Source organism: Falsiroseomonas sp. HC035 (assembly GCF_050563525.1).
Classification (GTDB): Bacteria; Pseudomonadota; Alphaproteobacteria; order Acetobacterales; family Acetobacteraceae; genus Falsiroseomonas.
This window is the reverse complement of record NZ_JBNXUN010000014.1, coordinates 64266-79809: the sequence shown is the minus strand read 5'-3', so window position 1 is coordinate 79809 and position 15544 is coordinate 64266. Positions and strand designations below refer to the sequence as shown.

12 protein-coding genes are annotated in these 15544 nt (G+C 74.0%); 5 read left to right on the top strand and 7 right to left on the bottom strand.

Annotation, left to right across the window (positions count from 1 at the left end):
* Positions 1-45 precede the first annotated feature (45 nt).
* A complete protein-coding gene (locus tag ACLF3G_RS23055; RefSeq protein ID WP_430671753.1) occupies positions 46-1470 on the bottom strand; it encodes a hypothetical protein in 1425 nt (474 codons plus the stop codon).
* Between the two features lie 156 nt (positions 1471-1626).
* Positions 1627-3267, bottom strand: coding sequence for a 4Fe-4S dicluster domain-containing protein (locus ACLF3G_RS23050; protein WP_430671752.1), 1641 nt, complete (start codon positions 3265-3267; stop codon positions 1627-1629).
* A gap of 86 nt (positions 3268-3353) precedes the next feature.
* Between ACLF3G_RS23050 and ACLF3G_RS23045 the strand changes: the two genes are divergently transcribed.
* The 3 genes from ACLF3G_RS23045 (at position 3354) to moaB (ending at position 6688) form a co-directional block, all read left to right on the top strand.
* Complete coding sequence (locus ACLF3G_RS23045; protein ID WP_430671751.1) at positions 3354-4187, top strand: uracil-DNA glycosylase; 834 nt, start codon at positions 3354-3356, stop codon at positions 4185-4187.
* A gap of 264 nt (positions 4188-4451) precedes the next feature.
* Entirely contained in the window at positions 4452-6131 is a 1680-nt protein-coding gene (locus tag ACLF3G_RS23040; RefSeq protein ID WP_430671750.1) for a lytic transglycosylase domain-containing protein, read from the top strand.
* A gap of 17 nt (positions 6132-6148) precedes the next feature.
* On the top strand, positions 6149-6688 hold the full coding sequence (gene moaB / locus ACLF3G_RS23035; RefSeq protein ID WP_430671749.1) for a molybdenum cofactor biosynthesis protein B: 540 nt from the start codon (positions 6149-6151) through the stop codon (positions 6686-6688).
* A gap of 82 nt (positions 6689-6770) precedes the next feature.
* On the opposite strand, the gene ACLF3G_RS23030 is transcribed toward moaB, so the two are convergent.
* From ACLF3G_RS23030 to ACLF3G_RS23010, 5 genes are all read right to left on the bottom strand, one after another.
* Positions 6771-7946, bottom strand: coding sequence for a M20 aminoacylase family protein (locus ACLF3G_RS23030; protein ID WP_430671748.1), 1176 nt, complete (start codon positions 7944-7946; stop codon positions 6771-6773).
* Between the two features lie 11 nt (positions 7947-7957).
* On the bottom strand, positions 7958-8614 hold the full coding sequence (locus tag ACLF3G_RS23025) for a DUF1028 domain-containing protein (RefSeq protein WP_430671747.1): 657 nt from the start codon (positions 8612-8614) through the stop codon (positions 7958-7960).
* Entirely contained in the window at positions 8611-9177 is a 567-nt protein-coding gene (locus ACLF3G_RS23020; protein ID WP_430671746.1) for a cytochrome P460 family protein, read from the bottom strand. Before ACLF3G_RS23020 ends, ACLF3G_RS23025 begins: the two co-directional genes overlap by 4 nt.
* Before the next feature lie 95 nt (positions 9178-9272).
* Complete coding sequence (locus ACLF3G_RS23015) at positions 9273-9968, bottom strand: glutathione S-transferase family protein (protein WP_430671745.1); 696 nt, start codon at positions 9966-9968, stop codon at positions 9273-9275.
* Entirely contained in the window at positions 9965-12220 is a 2256-nt protein-coding gene (locus ACLF3G_RS23010; RefSeq protein ID WP_430671744.1) for a hypothetical protein, read from the bottom strand. The genes ACLF3G_RS23015 and ACLF3G_RS23010 overlap by 4 nt, the downstream gene beginning before the upstream one ends.
* A 348-nt stretch (positions 12221-12568) precedes the next feature.
* On the opposite strand from ACLF3G_RS23010, the gene ACLF3G_RS23005 reads away from it, so the two are divergent.
* Complete coding sequence (locus ACLF3G_RS23005) at positions 12569-14368, top strand: hypothetical protein (protein WP_430671743.1); 1800 nt, start codon at positions 12569-12571, stop codon at positions 14366-14368.
* The gene (locus ACLF3G_RS23000) at positions 14358-15533 is read left to right on the top strand and encodes a hypothetical protein (protein WP_430671742.1); all 1176 of its coding nucleotides are present in this window, start codon (positions 14358-14360) and stop codon (positions 15531-15533) included. The genes ACLF3G_RS23005 and ACLF3G_RS23000 overlap by 11 nt, the downstream gene beginning before the upstream one ends.
* The last annotated feature ends 11 nt before the right edge of the window (positions 15534-15544 follow it).

Here is a 15544-nt window from a genome sequence, read left to right as displayed (position 1 = left end):
GGCGAGCCTTCCTCTGCCCCGAACCGGCGGCCGCGGGAAGGGGGGTCAGCGGATCGCCAGCTCGACCGGCTCGGCTTCCGTGCCATCGGCCAGGATCGCCCGCAGCACCAGCAGCCGCGCCGACTCGCTCGCCGGGAACTCCACCAGGATGCGGGCCGGATCGCCGGCCAGCAGCGCGGCATCGGTGACGCCGACCGGGAGGCGTTGCGGCCTCGGCTCCGCATCCGTGCGCCACTCCACCGCCGCGAGGCCGGCGCGGAGGTGCCCCGGGATCGGCAGCGGGTTCAGCCGGCTGGGCTCGATCCAGCCCGGCTGGTACAGCGCGAAGGGATGCTGGCGCGCCAGGCTGCGCTGCGCCTGGGCCCGTAGCGCCGCGGCCGGGTCGAAGCGATACGCGACCTCGGCCGAGGCGACGCCGTCCCGGTCCAGGTAGCGCAGGCGCAGCGTCGTGGGGCGGAAAGGGCGCGGCAGGCGGAGGGTCGGCGGCGACTCCTCCGCCCCGACGGCGACCCAGGCGTCATCCTGCCAAAGCTGGACCGCGCTCGCCGGCTCCGGCACGGCCAGGCGCAGCAGCGCCGGCTGGTCCGGCATCCCGGGTGGCGGCAGCAGGGTCGCGACCTCCAGCCGCCGCCCGGCCACCTCCCGCGCCCAGCCCAGCGCCGCGACCCCCTGCCGCAGCACGGCGGCGCGGCGTGGATCCAGGAAGCTGGCCTCGAAGGCGTCAAGACGCTCCGCATCGTCGAAGGGGGCCAGCAACACCGCAATGCCGCCGGCCTCGGCGATGGTCGGGCCCCGAGGCAGCATCGCCGCGATGCGCGCCTGGGCCAGCGCGGCGGCGGCCACCAGGTTATCCGGCTCCGCCACCACCAGCGGGTCCAGCGCCGCGACGCGGGCGGCGGGCTCGGCCAGCGCCAGGGCGTGCAGCAGCTCGGGCAGGGGTGACGGCAAATCGCCCGGCAGCGGCGGCGCGCCCGGCCGCCGCAGCAATTCCGCACCCAGCAGCAGCGAGTCCGGGCGCGGCGCAGGGTCGAGCCGCAGCGCCTGTGCGAGTGCGGACGAAGCGCCCGGCACATCCCGCCGCAAAGCCAGCAGCAGGGCGTTGAAAAGCGCCTCATCCGCCGAGGCGGGCTCGGGCCGGAGCGACGCAGCGGGATCCGAAAGCGCCGCGCGCAGCCGATCCGGGTCCCAGGGATGCGGCGCCAGGCGCAGCGCGCGCTGTTGCCACGCAGCCAGTTGCGGGACGGACCCCGCGAGCAGCCCGCGTGGCTGATCGGCCATCGCCTGCAGCAGCGCCAGGATGCCGAGGCCCGCGGCCAGCCGAGCCGCGCCGCGCGTCCAGGTTGAGGGTCGGATCAGCGTGATGGCGAAGCCCGCGGCAGCCAGCAGCGCCAGCAGGCGGAGCGCCGGTAGGACCGGCTGCAGCAGATCCGCCGCCACGGCCAACCCGGCAGCCGCGCCAAGGCCCGCCATCCGCCATAGCGGCGTCGACCTTCCGGAAGCCGCGCGCGGCGGCGGCGTGACCTTCGCCGGGATGACAACAGTCGGGAGGCGCGGGCCGTCCGCAACCCGCCGCAGGGGCCGGATCGCGTTCATGCCGATGCCGCCCCCGGTGCCGCCCGGCCGAGGCTACATGCCGCCGATGTAGTTCGGGCCGCCACCACCTTCCGGGGTCTTCCAATCGATATTCTGGGTCGGGTCCTTGATGTCGCAGGTTTTGCAGTGGACGCAGTTCTGCGCGTTGATCACCAGGTGCATCTCGCCCTCCCCGTTGCCGGCCTCGGCGCCGACCGCCTCGTACACCGCGGCCGGACAGTAGCGGCTTTCGGGCGAGGCGAACTGGTCCCAGTTCACGCCCTTCCAGCGGGCCGGGTCGCGCAGCACCAGGTGGCTCGGCTGGTGTTCCTCATGGTTGGTGTTGGAGATGAACACCGAGGACAGCCGGTCGAAGGTCAGCACGCCGTCCGGCTTGGGGTAGACGATCTTCTTTGCCTGCGCCGCCGGCTTCAGCGTCTCGTGGTCCGCGTGGTGGCCCCAGGTCCAGGGCGCCTTGCCGCGCAGCACGTAGGTGTCCAGCGCCGCCGCCGCCATGCCGCCCCAGAAGCCATACTTCGCGAAGCCGGGGCGGATGTTGCGCACCCCCTCCAATTCCGTCCAGACCCAGGAGGCGCGGAGCGCCGCGGGGTAGCTCTCCAGCACCGGCGCCGGCGATTCCCCGGCCAGGGCCTCGGCGATGGCGTCGGCGGCGACCATGCCGGACTTCATCGAGGTGTGCGTGCCCTTGATCTTGGGCACGTTGAGGAAGCCGGCCGCGTCGCCGACCAGCATTCCGCCGGGGAAGACCAGCTTCGGCACCGCCTGGATGCCGCCCTCGTTCAGCGCCCGCGCGCCGTAGCTGATGCGCTTGCCGCCTTCGAGGAAGCCGCGCACCGCCGGGTGCAACTTGAAGCGCTGGAACTCGTCGAAGGGCGACAGCCAGGGGTTCGGATAGTCCAGCCCGACGACGAAGCCGATCGAGACCAGGTTGTCGCCCAGCATGTAGAGCCAGGACCCGCCATAGGTGTCGGAGGCCAGCGGCCAGCCGGTGGAATGCCACACCAGGCCGGGCTTATGCTTCTCCTTCGGGATCTCCCACAGCTCCTTCATCCCGAGCGCGTAGGTCTGCGGGGCGACGCCATCCCGCAGGTTGAAGGTCTCGAACAGGCGCTTGGACAGGCTGCCGCGGCAGCCCTCCGCGAACACCGTGTAGGTGGCGCGCAACTCCATACCCGGTTCGTAGGACGGTCCCTTGCTGCCGTCCTTCTGGATGCCGGCGACGCCGGCGACGACCCCCCGGACCTGACCATCCTCGATGATCGCCTCGGACGCCGCGAAGCCCGGATACAGCTCCACGCCGAGCGCTTCCGCCTTGGCGCCGAGCCAGCGGCACACATTGCCGAGGGAGACGACATAGTTGCCCTCGTTGTGCATCTGCGGCGGGGTCGGCAGCTTGAATCCGCGGGTCTCCGTCAGCAGCATGAAGCGGTCGTCGGTGACGGCGGTGGTCAGCCCCGGCGGGTCGTCACGCCAATCCGGGAACAACTCGTCCAGCGCGCGGGGTTCCAGCACGGCGCCGGACAGGATGTGGGCGCCGATCTCGCCGCCCTTTTCCACCAGGCAGACATTGGTGTCCGGGCGCGCCTGCTTCAGCCGGATCGCGGTGGCGAGGCCGGCCGGGCCGCCGCCCACGACCAGCACATCGAATTCCATGGCCTCGCGCTCGTCCGACATTACTGTTCCTCCGGCGTTCCTGGTCGCCACGGATGTAGCGTCGCCGCCCATTGCGCGGAACCCCGAAGCGGCCCGATATCGCGCCCATGCAGGCAGGATTGCGCGAGGCGCTGCTGGCCGCCCTGCGGCTGCAGATCGAGTTCGGGGCGGATGAGGCGCTGGAAGCGGCGCCGCTGGACCGCCTGGCCGCCCGCGCCCCGGCGCCCGCCCCACCGGAGCCGCCTCCCGGCGCACTGGCGAAACCTGCGTTGGCGCAACCCGCCCTCCGCAGCGCGCCGACCCTGCCGCTGGTCACCACCCCGGCCGCCGCCACCGCCGCACTGGCTGCCACCGCGCAATCCCTGGCGGAACTGCGGGAGGCCATCGCCAATACCGACAGCCCGCTGCGCGATACCGCCACCAACCTGGTCTTCGCCGATGGCGTGCCCGAGTCCGGCCTGATGATGATCGGCGAGGCGCCGGGCGGCGACGAGGATCGCCAGGGCAAGCCTTTCGTCGGCGTCTCCGGCCAGTTGCTCGACCGCATGATGGCGAGCATCGGCCTTGACCGGCGGCAGAACTTCTACCTGGCCAACATCCTGCCCTGGCGCCCCCCCGGCAACCGCACGCCGACGGATGGGGAGGTGGCGATGTTCCTGCCCTTCATGCTGCGCCACGTCGCGCTGGTCCGCCCGCGCCACATCGTGCTGCTCGGCGGCGTCTCGGCCAAGGCGCTGCTGCGGGCGAAGGATGGCATCACCCGGCTGCGTGGCCGCTGGCACAGCCTGCCGGAGCCGGGCGGGGAGGGGGTGGCCGGCCTGCCTGCGCTGCCCACGCTGCACCCGGCCTACCTGCTGCGCACGCCATCCGCGAAGCGGGAGGCCTGGGCCGACCTGATCCTGTTGCGCCGCACACTGGATGGCGAGGTCCCGCCCGGCTGAAGAATCTTGTGTGAGCGGAACGAGACAACCGCCTGATTCCAGGCGGGATGTCTCGTGATATGAGATTCGCTTTTCATTAAGGGGTTGCCACCAACCCGAAGGCGCCGCTAGGGGTGGCGCGCCATGCAAGCGCTCTGCCAAAAGGCCCCGCGCCCACGACCGGCAACCAGCCTGCGCTCCACCGCGCGGGCCCTGCTGTTCGGGGCGACGTTGACGATGGGGGCTCAGGTCCCCGCCGTCGCGCAAGGGTTCGACCAGACCGCCATGAGCGTCCCGCGTCCCACGCTTCGGGACCAGGTCGCCGGGTTCCCGCAACCGCTCGCCCCCTCCGATGCGGCGAGGCTGCAACGCGTTTTCGAGCTGCAATCCCGGGGCGAGGCCGGCCAGGCCGCGCGCGAGACCGAGCGGCTGGAGGATCGCCGCCTGCTCGGCCATGTCCTGGCCGATCGCTGGCTGCGCCGGCCGGAGGCCGCGCCGCTGCCGGAAATCGTGGTCTGGCTGACCGACCATTCGGACCACCCCGACGCCGCCGCACTGCACGCCCTGCTGGAACGCCGTGCCCCCCGCGGCACCATCCTGCCAGCCCTGCCGCGCCAGGAGGCGCTGACCGACGGCACCGACGTGGTGCCGGAGGAGCGCGAACCTTCCGCCCGCAGCATCACCCGCAACCCGTCGCTCGACCGCAGCGTGCGGGAGCGGGCGCGGGAGGATGCGGCCGGCGCGCTGGCCCTGATCGAGCGCAGCCGTACCTCCGGCGCCTATGCCGCACTGCTGCGGGCGGAGGTGGCGCAGGCGCAGTTGCAGCAGGGTCGCGACGAGGAAGCCTTCGCGATTGCCTCCGCCGCCGCCCGGCAATCCGGCGGCAGCGCCATGCCGGGCTACATCGCCGGCCTCGCCGCCTGGGCCTTGAACCGGCCCGAAGCGGCGCTGGCCTATTTCGAGCACGCGGCGCGCTCCGAACTCGCCGCTCCCGCCACCCGCGCGGCGGCCGCCTTCTGGACCGCGCGCGCCGCCGTGCGCGCCCGCCGCCCGCAGGCCTATGTGCCCTGGATGATGCAGGCGGCGCAGGAGCCTCGGACCTTCTACGGGCTGGTGGCGCGCCGGGCGCTCGGCCTGCCGATGGGCTTCGCCTGGCAGAGCGAGGTGGCCGGCAGCGGGGAGGCCGCGGCGATCGCCGAGACCGCCGCCGGCTGGCGCGCCCTGGCGCTGCTGCAGATCGGCCAGGTGGCGCGGGCGGAGGCGGAGCTGAGGTTGTTGTGGCCGCGGGTGCAGGGCAATGCCGGCGTGGCGCGCGCCATGCTGCTGGTGGCCTCCCAGGCCGGCATGTCCGACCTCGCCTCGCAGATCGCCAGCCTGTCGCAATCCGCCGATGGCCGGCCACGCGACTTCGCCCGCTTCCCGCTGCCGCGGCTGGAGCCGATGCATGGCTTCCGCATGGACCCGTCGCTGGTCTATGCGCTGGCCCGGCAGGAATCGAACTTCAATCCAGGCGCGGTATCGCCGGCCGGGGCCCGTGGCATCCTGCAGATCATGCCGGCGACCGCCAGCTACGTCACCGGCGACCGTAGCCTGGCCGGTGCCAACGTGGCCCGGCTGCACGACTCCGCCTTCTCGCTGGAAGTCGGCCAGCGCTACGTCCACTATCTGGCCAGCCACAACCAGGTGGATGGCGACCTGATCCGGCTGCTGGCGGCCTACAACAACGGCCCCGGAAACCTGTCCCGCTGGCTGCCGGCGGTGCGCCACCGCGGCGACCCCTTCCTGTTCATCGAGAGCATCCCGGTCGGCGAGACCCGGCTTTTCGTGCAGCGCGTGCTGGCCTATTCCTGGATCTACGCGACCCGGCTCGGCCTGCCTTCGCCGTCGCTCGACGCCATGGCGACAGGGCGCTTCCCGCAATTCCAGGGGGCGCCGGCGGTGGCGGCGATGCTGGTCTCGCGCTGACCGGGACAGGTGCGGACATGCCCATCGACGAGTCGCGAAAATTCGTGCCGGTGAACATCGCGGTGCTGACGGTGTCGGACACCCGCGACCTCGCCTCCGACCGCAGTGGGGAGACCTTGGCGGGGCGGATCACGACCGCAGGCCACCGCCTGGTGGCGCGCGAGATCCTGAAGGACGAGGCGGCGCTGATCGCGGCGAAGCTGCGCGCCTGGATCGCGGACGACCAGGTCGACTGCGTCATCACCACCGGCGGCACCGGCATCACCGGCCGCGACGTGACGCCGGAGGCCTTCGCCCGGGTGCTGGAGAAGGAGATCACCGGCTTCGGCGAGCTGTTCCGCATGCTCAGCTACGCCAAGATCGGCACCTCCACCATCCAGTCCCGCGCCATCGGCGGCGTCGCCGGCGGCACCTACCTGTTTGCGCTGCCGGGCAGTACGGGGGCCTGCAAGGATGCCTGGGACGACATCCTGGTGCACCAGCTCGACAGCCGTTTCCGGCCCTGCAACCTGGTGGAGCTGATGCCGCGGCTGCAGGAACACCTGCGCGCCGCGTGAGGCACCGAAAGCCCTCTCGCCCGGTGGGGGGTTCAACGCATGCGTTGAACGGTTGGGTGAGGGGGGCGCCCTGCCCCGGTCGTCAGCCCCGCTTCAACTCCTGCTCCACCATCCCCGCGAAGAAGCTCGCCCCGATCGGCAGCAGGTCGTCGTTGAAGTCGTACTGCACCGTGTGCACCGGCGCGCTGCCCTTGGCGCCGGCGGCCTGGCCGAGCTTGATGTAGGCGCCGGGCTTCTCCAGCAGCATGAAGGAGAAATCCTCCCCGCCCATCACCGGCGGCATGTCGCGCCGCACCTTGCCCTCGCCGAGCACATTCGCCGCGATCCGCGCTGCCAGCCGCGCCTGCTCGGCGTGGTTCACCGTGGCGGGGTAGCCGCGGGTGTAGGTCAGCTCCGCCACCGCGTCATGCGCTGCCGCCGTCGCCTCGATCACCCGGCGCATGGACGCCTCGACCAGGTCCTGCACCGCGGGGGACAGGGTGCGCACCGTGCCGTTGAGCATCGCCTCGTCGGGGATGACGTTGCTCGCCGTGCCGGCGTGGAACTGCGTGGTAGAGATCACGGCGGATTCCAGCGGGTCCACGCGCCGCGCCACGATGGTCTGCAACGCCGTGACGATATGCGCGCCGACCACCACCGGGTCGATGCCGCCATGCGGCCGCGCGGCGTGGCCGCCCTTGCCGCGGACGATCACGGTGAAGCCGTCGCTTGCCGCCATCATCACGTCGTCGCGGATATCGGCCTCGCCGATCGGCAGGGACGGGTCGTTGTGCATGCCGTAGACGCTGTCGCAGGGGAAGCGGCTGAACAGGCCCTCGTCCATCATCACCTTGGCGCCGGCGCCGCCTTCTTCCGCAGGCTGGAAGATGAAGTTCACCGTACCGTCGAAGTTGCGGGTCTCCGCCAGGTACTTCGCGGCGCCGAGCAGCATGGTGGTGTGGCCGTCATGCCCGCAGGCATGCATCACGCCTGGGGTCTGGGAGGCATAAGGCAGGCCGGTCGCCTCCGTCATCGGCAGCGCGTCCATGTCCGCGCGCAGGCCGATGCTGCGGCCGGAGCTGCCCTGGCCGCGCAGCACGCCGACGACGCCGGTTGTGGCGATGTTGGTGTGCACCTCGATGCCCCAGGACGCCAGCAGCTTGGCTACCTGCGCCGCCGTGCGGTGTTCCTCGTAGCGCAGCTCCGGATGCGTGTGCAGGTCGCGGCGCCACGCCTCCATCTCGGGCTGCATGTCGGCGAGACGATTGATGATGGGCATGAGGTGTCCGTTCAGAGCACGATGGCGGAATCGGGATTGAGCACGCGGACGACATAGGCGTCCACCAGCGGCGCGTATTCGGCCCACAACGCGCGCAGCGCAGGGATCGGCGCCGCGTGGCCATCGGCGCGCAAATCCACCAGGGCGAAGTCGTGCGCGCCGAAGACCAGCAGGCTGGCGGAGCGCACCGCGCCATGCTCGCCGCCCGCCGCCTCCCCAGCCTCCAGCCCGCGCAGCAGGCGCTCGGCGAGCGGCAGGGACGGGTCCGCGGCAAAGCCGGCCGCCATGGCGTCCGGCACCTGGGCGCTGGACAGGATGTTGCCGATGGCGACCACGTCCGGTCCATGGGCCGCCCCGAATTCGCGCTTCACATGCGCGCCGTGGAAATGCGCCGTGCGGCCATCCCGGTCGATCGCCGCCAGTTGCCGCCAGCCATGGTCGGGGGTGGAGGCGACCAGCGCCGCCACCGTCTCCGCCGCCGTGCAGCCGGACCGCAGCAGCCCGATGCCGCGCGGACCAAGCCGCGGATCCGTCCGATGCTGCGTCAGCACCGCCCCCACGCCCGGTGCCACGGCCTGCACGCGGGCGCCGACGGCGAGGGAGGAGGTGGTGGCGGCGGCCCCGAACTGGCCGGTGCGGGCGCAGCGGCCGATGAGGGAGAAGGTCATCTTGTCTGCACGTAGTCCCAGAAGTTGAAGGCGAAATCCTGCTGCGCGCGGGTGTTGATGTGGCAGGTGAAGCAGGAGGTCATGGGGATGTTGCGGCGCGCGCCGGTGCCGTCGAAGGCGGCGTATTCCCATTCGCCGTTGCGGATTTCCGGCCCGTAGCCCTCGCCCCAGCCGGCTTCCTTCTGCTGCACCCCGAGCGCGATCCAGCCCGGCACCGCGATGAAGCGGCCCTGCTGGTCGAGCAGCGGATTGCCGGCGGCGTCCACCCGGGCGCGGGTATCCGCCATGATGATGAGCGTGCCATGCGGCAGCGGCTGGCCAGGCCGGGCGGCGGCGAAGGCCTCCGGATTGACGTACAGGTGCCGGATGATCTTGCGATCCGCCTTGTCCACCGTGGCGTAGCGGATGAAGCGGGTCTGCCAATCCTCCGGAAGGGTGATGTTGTGCGGCCCGGTGCTATAGGCCGCGCGCGGCTGCGCCCGGGCCGATTGGTCCAGGGCCAGCGCAGCGAGTGCTAGCAGGGCGAGCGCCGCGGCGCCGCCCAATACCGTCTTGTTGTTCATGAGGTGGCCGTCCTTGTCCCGGGGTCCCGCTCTCCGCCTCGCATCAGGGCACAGCCGCGCCCTCCGGAACAGTGACAGCCTGTCAATCTGTCGGGTCAGTCGAAGGCCGGGACGTGCCGAGCCAGGCCACCATGCAGGTCCAGCATCCGCTGCCGCCAGGCCTCCACCGGGTCATCCGCCGCCAGCACCTTGAAGGGGCTGACGCAGCGGGCCCATTGGAAGCCGCCGAAGACAATGCAATCCGCATACAGCGGCGCCGCGCCGCCGAGGAAGGGCTGCGCGCGCAGCATCATGCGCAGCGGGTGCAGGTCGCGCCGGAAACCCTCCACCGCCTGGTCGCGATCCGCCGTCACCGCTTCCAGTGGCTGGCCGAAGCGGGCCTCCCGGCTGCTGCGGAAATACGCCGCGTCGGCCTCGGCCAGCACGCCGGGGATGTCGGAGACCACCAGCCGCACCAGCCCGGCATTCACCACGGCATCGGTCCAGGTGTTGACGAAACGCGCCAGCGCCCGGCCGCCCGCACCGCCGAACAGGGTGGGGCGGTCGGAGTAGGTGTCCTCCAGGTATTCGGCGATGGTCCAGCTATCGGTCACGGCGCGGTCGCCATCCAGCAGAACCGGCACCTTGTCGCCGCCATGCGCGCCAATCGCCTCCCGGTCGGTGAAGCGCCACGGGATCGTCTCCACCGGCAGTCCCTTGGCCGCCAGGGCCATGCGGGTGCGCCAGCAATAAGGGCTGAACCGGCGGTCCGGATCGGCCCCGGCGAGGTCGTACAGGCGCAAGGCGGTCATGGAGCTTCCTCATCCTCACCACGGCGGATCGCCGCGGCGCCGGCGGCATCGCCGAGCTGGTCAAGCCGCACCGCGATCTCCTCCCGCTCCACCAGGTCGGCGAGGGCGGCCCGGGCGCGCAAGGCGGCAACCAGTTCGGCGCGGCGACCCTGGCGGGTCAGCACGGATTCGTAGCGGCGCCGCCAGCCGGCCCCGAGTGTCTCCTCCGCCACGCCACGCAGCGCCGGCTGCATCGCCTGCGGTGCGGAGGCCAGCGCCAGGAACAGCACCTGTTCCTGCTGCGAACGAGACAGCTTCGGCAGCAGGCCGCGCAGCGTCGCGACGCCGGCACCCATGCCTTCGGCGCGCAGCCGGGCCAGCACCAGGGCGGCGCCGAAGCGGGCCGGCTCCGTGTCCGCGCGCACGGCCAGCAGTGGCGCGGCGTCCTCCGGCGCCAGTACGGCCAGCAGCGCAAGCCGCGCGGTGCCGGCCTCGCCTGGCGCACCGGCTTCCCGCTTCAGCCGCGGGATGGCCGGGTGCTGGGCGGCGGACAGTTGCGCCGCGGCCGCGCCGGCCTCCGGCGCCGAGGCCAGCAGCAGCACCACGCGGTCCCGCGCCGTGGCCTCCGCCGCCCAGGCCAGCAGGTTCAGCGCGGCGGACAGGGTGGTGGCGTTCAGCGGGCGGGACAGCGCGGCCGCCACCGCCACTTCCTCGGTCGTCCAGCCTTCGGGCAGGGTGGGGGCGGCACGCAGCGCGGCGGCGGCGGCTTCCGCCAGCGCCGGGTCGCGCTGCTGCGCCGCCATGGACAGCGTGCCGGCCAGCGCGGTGGGGGAGGCCGTGCCGCCGCCGCGCAGGAACATCGCCGCATCGGCGAGGCGCCCTTCCGCCAGCGCCAGCCGCAGCCAGGCCTCGCCTGTCACAGGCCCCTGGCCGCGCCAGCGTTCCAGCAGCGGCAGCGCGGCGGCACGGCGTTCGGGCAGCGCGGCGAGTTCGGCGAACAGGCGGATGCTGGCCGGGTCAGGACTGTCACCCTGCACAACGCGGCGCAGCCGGTCATGCGCCGCCTGGTCCTGGCCGAGTTCGCGCAGCACGGCGGCGACGCCGCGGGCGCCCTCCACCGATTCGGGCGGCAGTTCCAGCGCCGCCTGGGCAAAGCGGCGGGCCGCCACGCGGTCGCCACGCGCCAGCGCCACCACGGCGGCGGCGTCGGGCCGTGCCGCCAGGCGCTGGGGGTCGATCTGGCGGAACAGCCCGGGCTGCCCGGCCGCCTCGCGCCCCTGGGTCGAGTCACGGTTCTGGGACCGCGCCGCCTCGTGCAGCCGCATCGGCAGGTCGGCCGGCCAGGCATCCGGCGGTAGCAGCGCGGCGACGGCGAAGGCTTCCTCCAGTTGGCCCTCGCGCAGCGCCAGTTCGACCAGCAGGGCGCCGCCGCCAGGTGGCAGGCCCTCCGTCGCGCGCAGCGCCATCAGGCGGGCGAGCGCCGCGCCCGCCCAGCCGGCCCGCGCCTCGGCCTGGGCCAGCAGCAGCCCGGTCGCGGGGCGCGACTGGTCCTCGGCGGGCAGGCCTTCCAGCAGGTACAGCGCGAGGTCGGGGCGGCCATCGCCCATCAGCACGCGGCGCAGTGCCTCCGCCAGGTCCGGCGCCACCTCCGCCAGCAGCCCGCCGAGCGGCCGCATGGCGAGCGACGGGTCGGGCAGGCGGGCGGCGGCCTGCATGGCGCGCAGCGCCAGTTCCGGGGTCGGGCTGCGACTGGTGGCGGCGAGCAGGCCGGCAAAGGCGCCCGCGGCATCCCCGGCCTCGATGCGGAGCGCAGCGAGCCGCAGCGCCTCCTGCTCCGTCGCGGCGCCGGTGGCGGAAAGCCGCTCCAACGCGGCGCGTGCCGCAGCCGCATCGCCGAGTTCGGCGCGCAGCTGCATCGCCTCCCGTAGCGGCTCCGGCTCGCCGGTCATGCCGTGCAGGCGTTCCAGCGCAATGGCGAGTTGCAGCGGGCGGTGGCTGGCGCGAAGCTGGTCCACCAGGCGCCTCAGCGAGCCGGCATCGGTGGGATTGGCGGCGGCGAGGCGTTCCAGGCTGGCGGCCAGCCGGTCCTCCGCCGGACGCAGCAGGTCGATGCTGCGGGCGGGTGGCGGTGCAGCCGGGGGCGGCAGCAGCGTCGCAGCGGCCAGTGCGGCGAGGGTCGCGGCGCCGAGGGCGAGCCCGAAGCGGCGCGCCTCCGGCCCGGCCCGGAGAGGGTCGTGGGAGTCCGGCTCGGGGAGGGCAGTGGTGGCGGACATCGCGATGCAACTGGTAGCGGGGTGGCGTGCGGCCCGCCAGGGGTTTGGCCAGGGGCGACGCCCGATCCCGCGCTGCGGCGGCGGTCGGCGGGGCGTGCCGGGGCTGGTCCTGCGGGTGGAGTATCGATATGTGGTTGAGGTGGGGGTTCCGGACGCGGCGGGACCGGCGACAGGATCGGGGATAGAGGGTTGAAGATGCCGACCGCCTCGGCTGGCCGTCGCCCGGAGGCCGCGTCGCCGGAGGCTGACGCCCGACTCGATCCGCCCCCCGCGCCGCCGCGCCGCCGGATGCCGCCCGCGGTGGAGCCCCCGGCATCCGAGGAGGCCAGGCGGCCCGCGCAACCCACGATGCCGATCCAGGCGTCGGCGGCCCAGGCGCAGGATGGTCGCGCCGCACGGCCCGTTCGGCCGCGGCGACGTTGGCCGTGGTCGCGCCCGGACCGCCCCGCCGATGCCGCGGTCGCCCGGCTGCGTGCCATGGCGCCGGAGGCGCCGAAGCCATTTGCCCCGCCGGAGGCGCCGAAGCCATTTGCCCCGCCGGAGGCGCCGAAGCCATTTGCCCCGCCGGAGGCGCCGAAGCCGTTCGCCCCGCCGGAGGCGCCGAAGCCGTTCGCCCCGCCGGAGGCGGCGAGGCCTTTCGCTCGGCCGGAGGCGCCGAGGCCACCCGCGCCGCCCGCGAGGCCTGCCGTGGAGGTCGAGGCGTCGCCGCAGCCGGCCGCTGCACCCGAACCGGCCGCCGCGGCGGTCCGCGCCGCGACGGTCCTGCCCGGCCTGCCGCTGCCGAACCTGCCGCCGCTTGAGCTGCCGCTGCGGCCGCTGCTGGAGGGGTTCCTGCTGCTGGCGCTGCTGGCCGGGCTGGATGCGGTGGTGACCGGCGGCACCGGCTTCGCGAACTGGCCGGGCTCCCCCTTCATGCTGCCGGTGCTGTATGTCGCGGCGCGCTACGGCCTGCTGCCCGGCATTGCTGTGGCCCTGGCGGCAGGCGTGCTACGGCTCGGCCTCGCCGTCGCCTCCGATGTCTGGAACGCCAGCGCCTGGGCGCTGCCGCTGGCCTGGCCGCTGATGGCCGGGCTGGTCGGGTATTTTACCGACCAGGCGCGCCGCCAGCTCGGCGCCGCCCGCGCCGCCGCTGCCGCTGCGCAGGCGGACCGCGACGCCATTGCCGATTCGAACGAGCGCCTGGCCGAACGGGCGCTGGAACTCGATGCCCGGCTCGGCGCGCGGCTGAAGGCCACCACCGCGGTGTTCGAGGCTGCCCGCATCCTTGGCACCGGGACGGAGGGCGTGGTGCGCGGCGCCACCGGCCTGCTGCGCGCGGCGACCGGCTGCACCTCCTGTTCCTTCTGGCTGGCCGAGGACAACACCCTGCACCTGGTCGCCGCCGAGGGCTGGCCGGCCGGCAGCCGGCTGGCGCAGACCCTGCTGCCGGGGCCGCTGACCGATGCGCTCGGCCAGGGCCGCGGCGCGTTGGTGGCGACCAGGCTGGCGGACCGGCTGGCGCTGGGCGGCGAGGGCATCCTGGCGGCGCCGGTGTTCTCGCCCTGGGACGACACGCTGCTGGGCATGGTGAAGATCGAGGATATCGGCTTCGCCGATCTCGCGCTGGAGACCATCGCCGCGCTCGAATCGGCCGCCACCTGGATCGGCGCGGCACTGGCCGAGGCGCGGGCGCGGGAGGCGGCGGAACAGGCTTCCGGCGTCGCGTCGCAGGGCCACGCCCCGGGCCTCGCGGGCGGTGGGCTGATGGTGCCGGGCGACGAGGCCGCGCGGGCCATCGCGGTGATGACCGGCATGGCGCGGCGGCTTGGCTTCGAACTGGCGCTGCTCTCGGCCGAGATTCCCGCCGGCCCGCGCGGCGCGGCGGCGCTGGAGGCGACGCGGGCGGCGATGGCGGAAGCCTTCCGAGGCTCCGACCTGCTGCTGGAATCGCGGCTGGAGGAACGCCGCCTGTCCATCCTGCTGCCCGGCTCCGCCGTGGCGGGTGCGGAGATCGCGGCGGCGCGGCTGCGCGGCCTGCTGGCCGAACGCGCGCCGGCGGCGACCGCGCAGGTGGTGGTGGGCGTGGCGTTGCTGCATCGCCCGGCGCCGGCACGGGCTGCACCGATGCAGCCGGGACAGGGGCCGCCGGCCGGTGGCCATGGCCGATAGACGCCGGACGCTGCGCCGGGCGGCCGATGCCGGCCGGCCGGCGGCGCCCTATTCCGGGCCGGAGCGGCGCGTGGCGGAGCGTCGCCGCTCCATGCCGGCCCACGGCGAGGCGGGCGCGCGGCAGGCGCTGCTCGGCCTGGTGCTGGCGCAGGCGGTGGTGGTGGCGGCGCTGTCCTTCGGGCTGTGGCTGGCGGCGCTGGTGCTGCACCTCGCCTGCTGCCTGGCCCTGCCGTTCCTGCTGCGGCGCGAGGAAGTTGGCGCCGCGGGCTGGCCCGGACTGGTGTTGCGGTTGCTGGCGCCGCTGCTGCCGGCGCTTGGTCCGCTTGCGGTCGCCGGCGCGGTCGCGGCCCTGATCGGCGGCGTGCCGCGACGGCTGCGCGACGTGCCGGCGCCACTGCCGGAGGACCCGCTGGATGCGCGGCTGGCCGCCATCGCCGGCGCCCGCGGCGGCAGCGCCCTGCCGGCCGGGCTGCTATTGGAATCGCTCGGCGACGTGCTGCGCTGGGGCCATGCCCGGCAGAAGGCGCAGGCGCTGGAACTGGCGGTGCAGCCGGGCCGGTCGGGCGGCGCGGCGCTGCTGCGCCTGGCGCTCGGCGACCCTGATCCGCAGGTCCGCGCCCGCGCCGAGGCCCTGCGGCCGCAGGCGGAGCGCCGGCTGCTGGAGGCGGTGGAGGCGCTGCGCGGCCGTGGCCGATCCGCCGCCGGCAGCCGGCCGCTGCAACGGCAGACGGACCGCGAGCTGGCCCGCGCGCTCGACCGCGCTGCGTTTTCCGGCCTGCTGGAGCCGCCGCGCGCCGATGCCTGTCGCGCCGAGGCCGCCGGCCTGTGGCAGGCGCTGGCCGAGCCCGGTCCCGAGGGCCCGGATGCCGAGGCGGAGGCGGCGCTGGGGCGGAACCTGCTGGCCCTTGGCGACCTGCCGGCGGCCCGCCTGGCGCTGGAATCGGCGGTGGCGCAGGGAAGCGCGGGATTCGAGGCGATCGGCTGGCTGGCGGAATGCCTGTTCCGCGCCCGCGACTTCGCGGCGCTCGAGGCCCTGGTGCTGCGCTGGCGGCCGCTGCTGGAGGCCGAAGCGCTGCACGAGGGCGCGGCACCCTCGCAATCCCTGGCCTCGGCCGGCCCGCATGCCGCCGCGTGGCGGCTGTGGCTCGCGGAGGCCTCGGCATGATGCACGGTCCG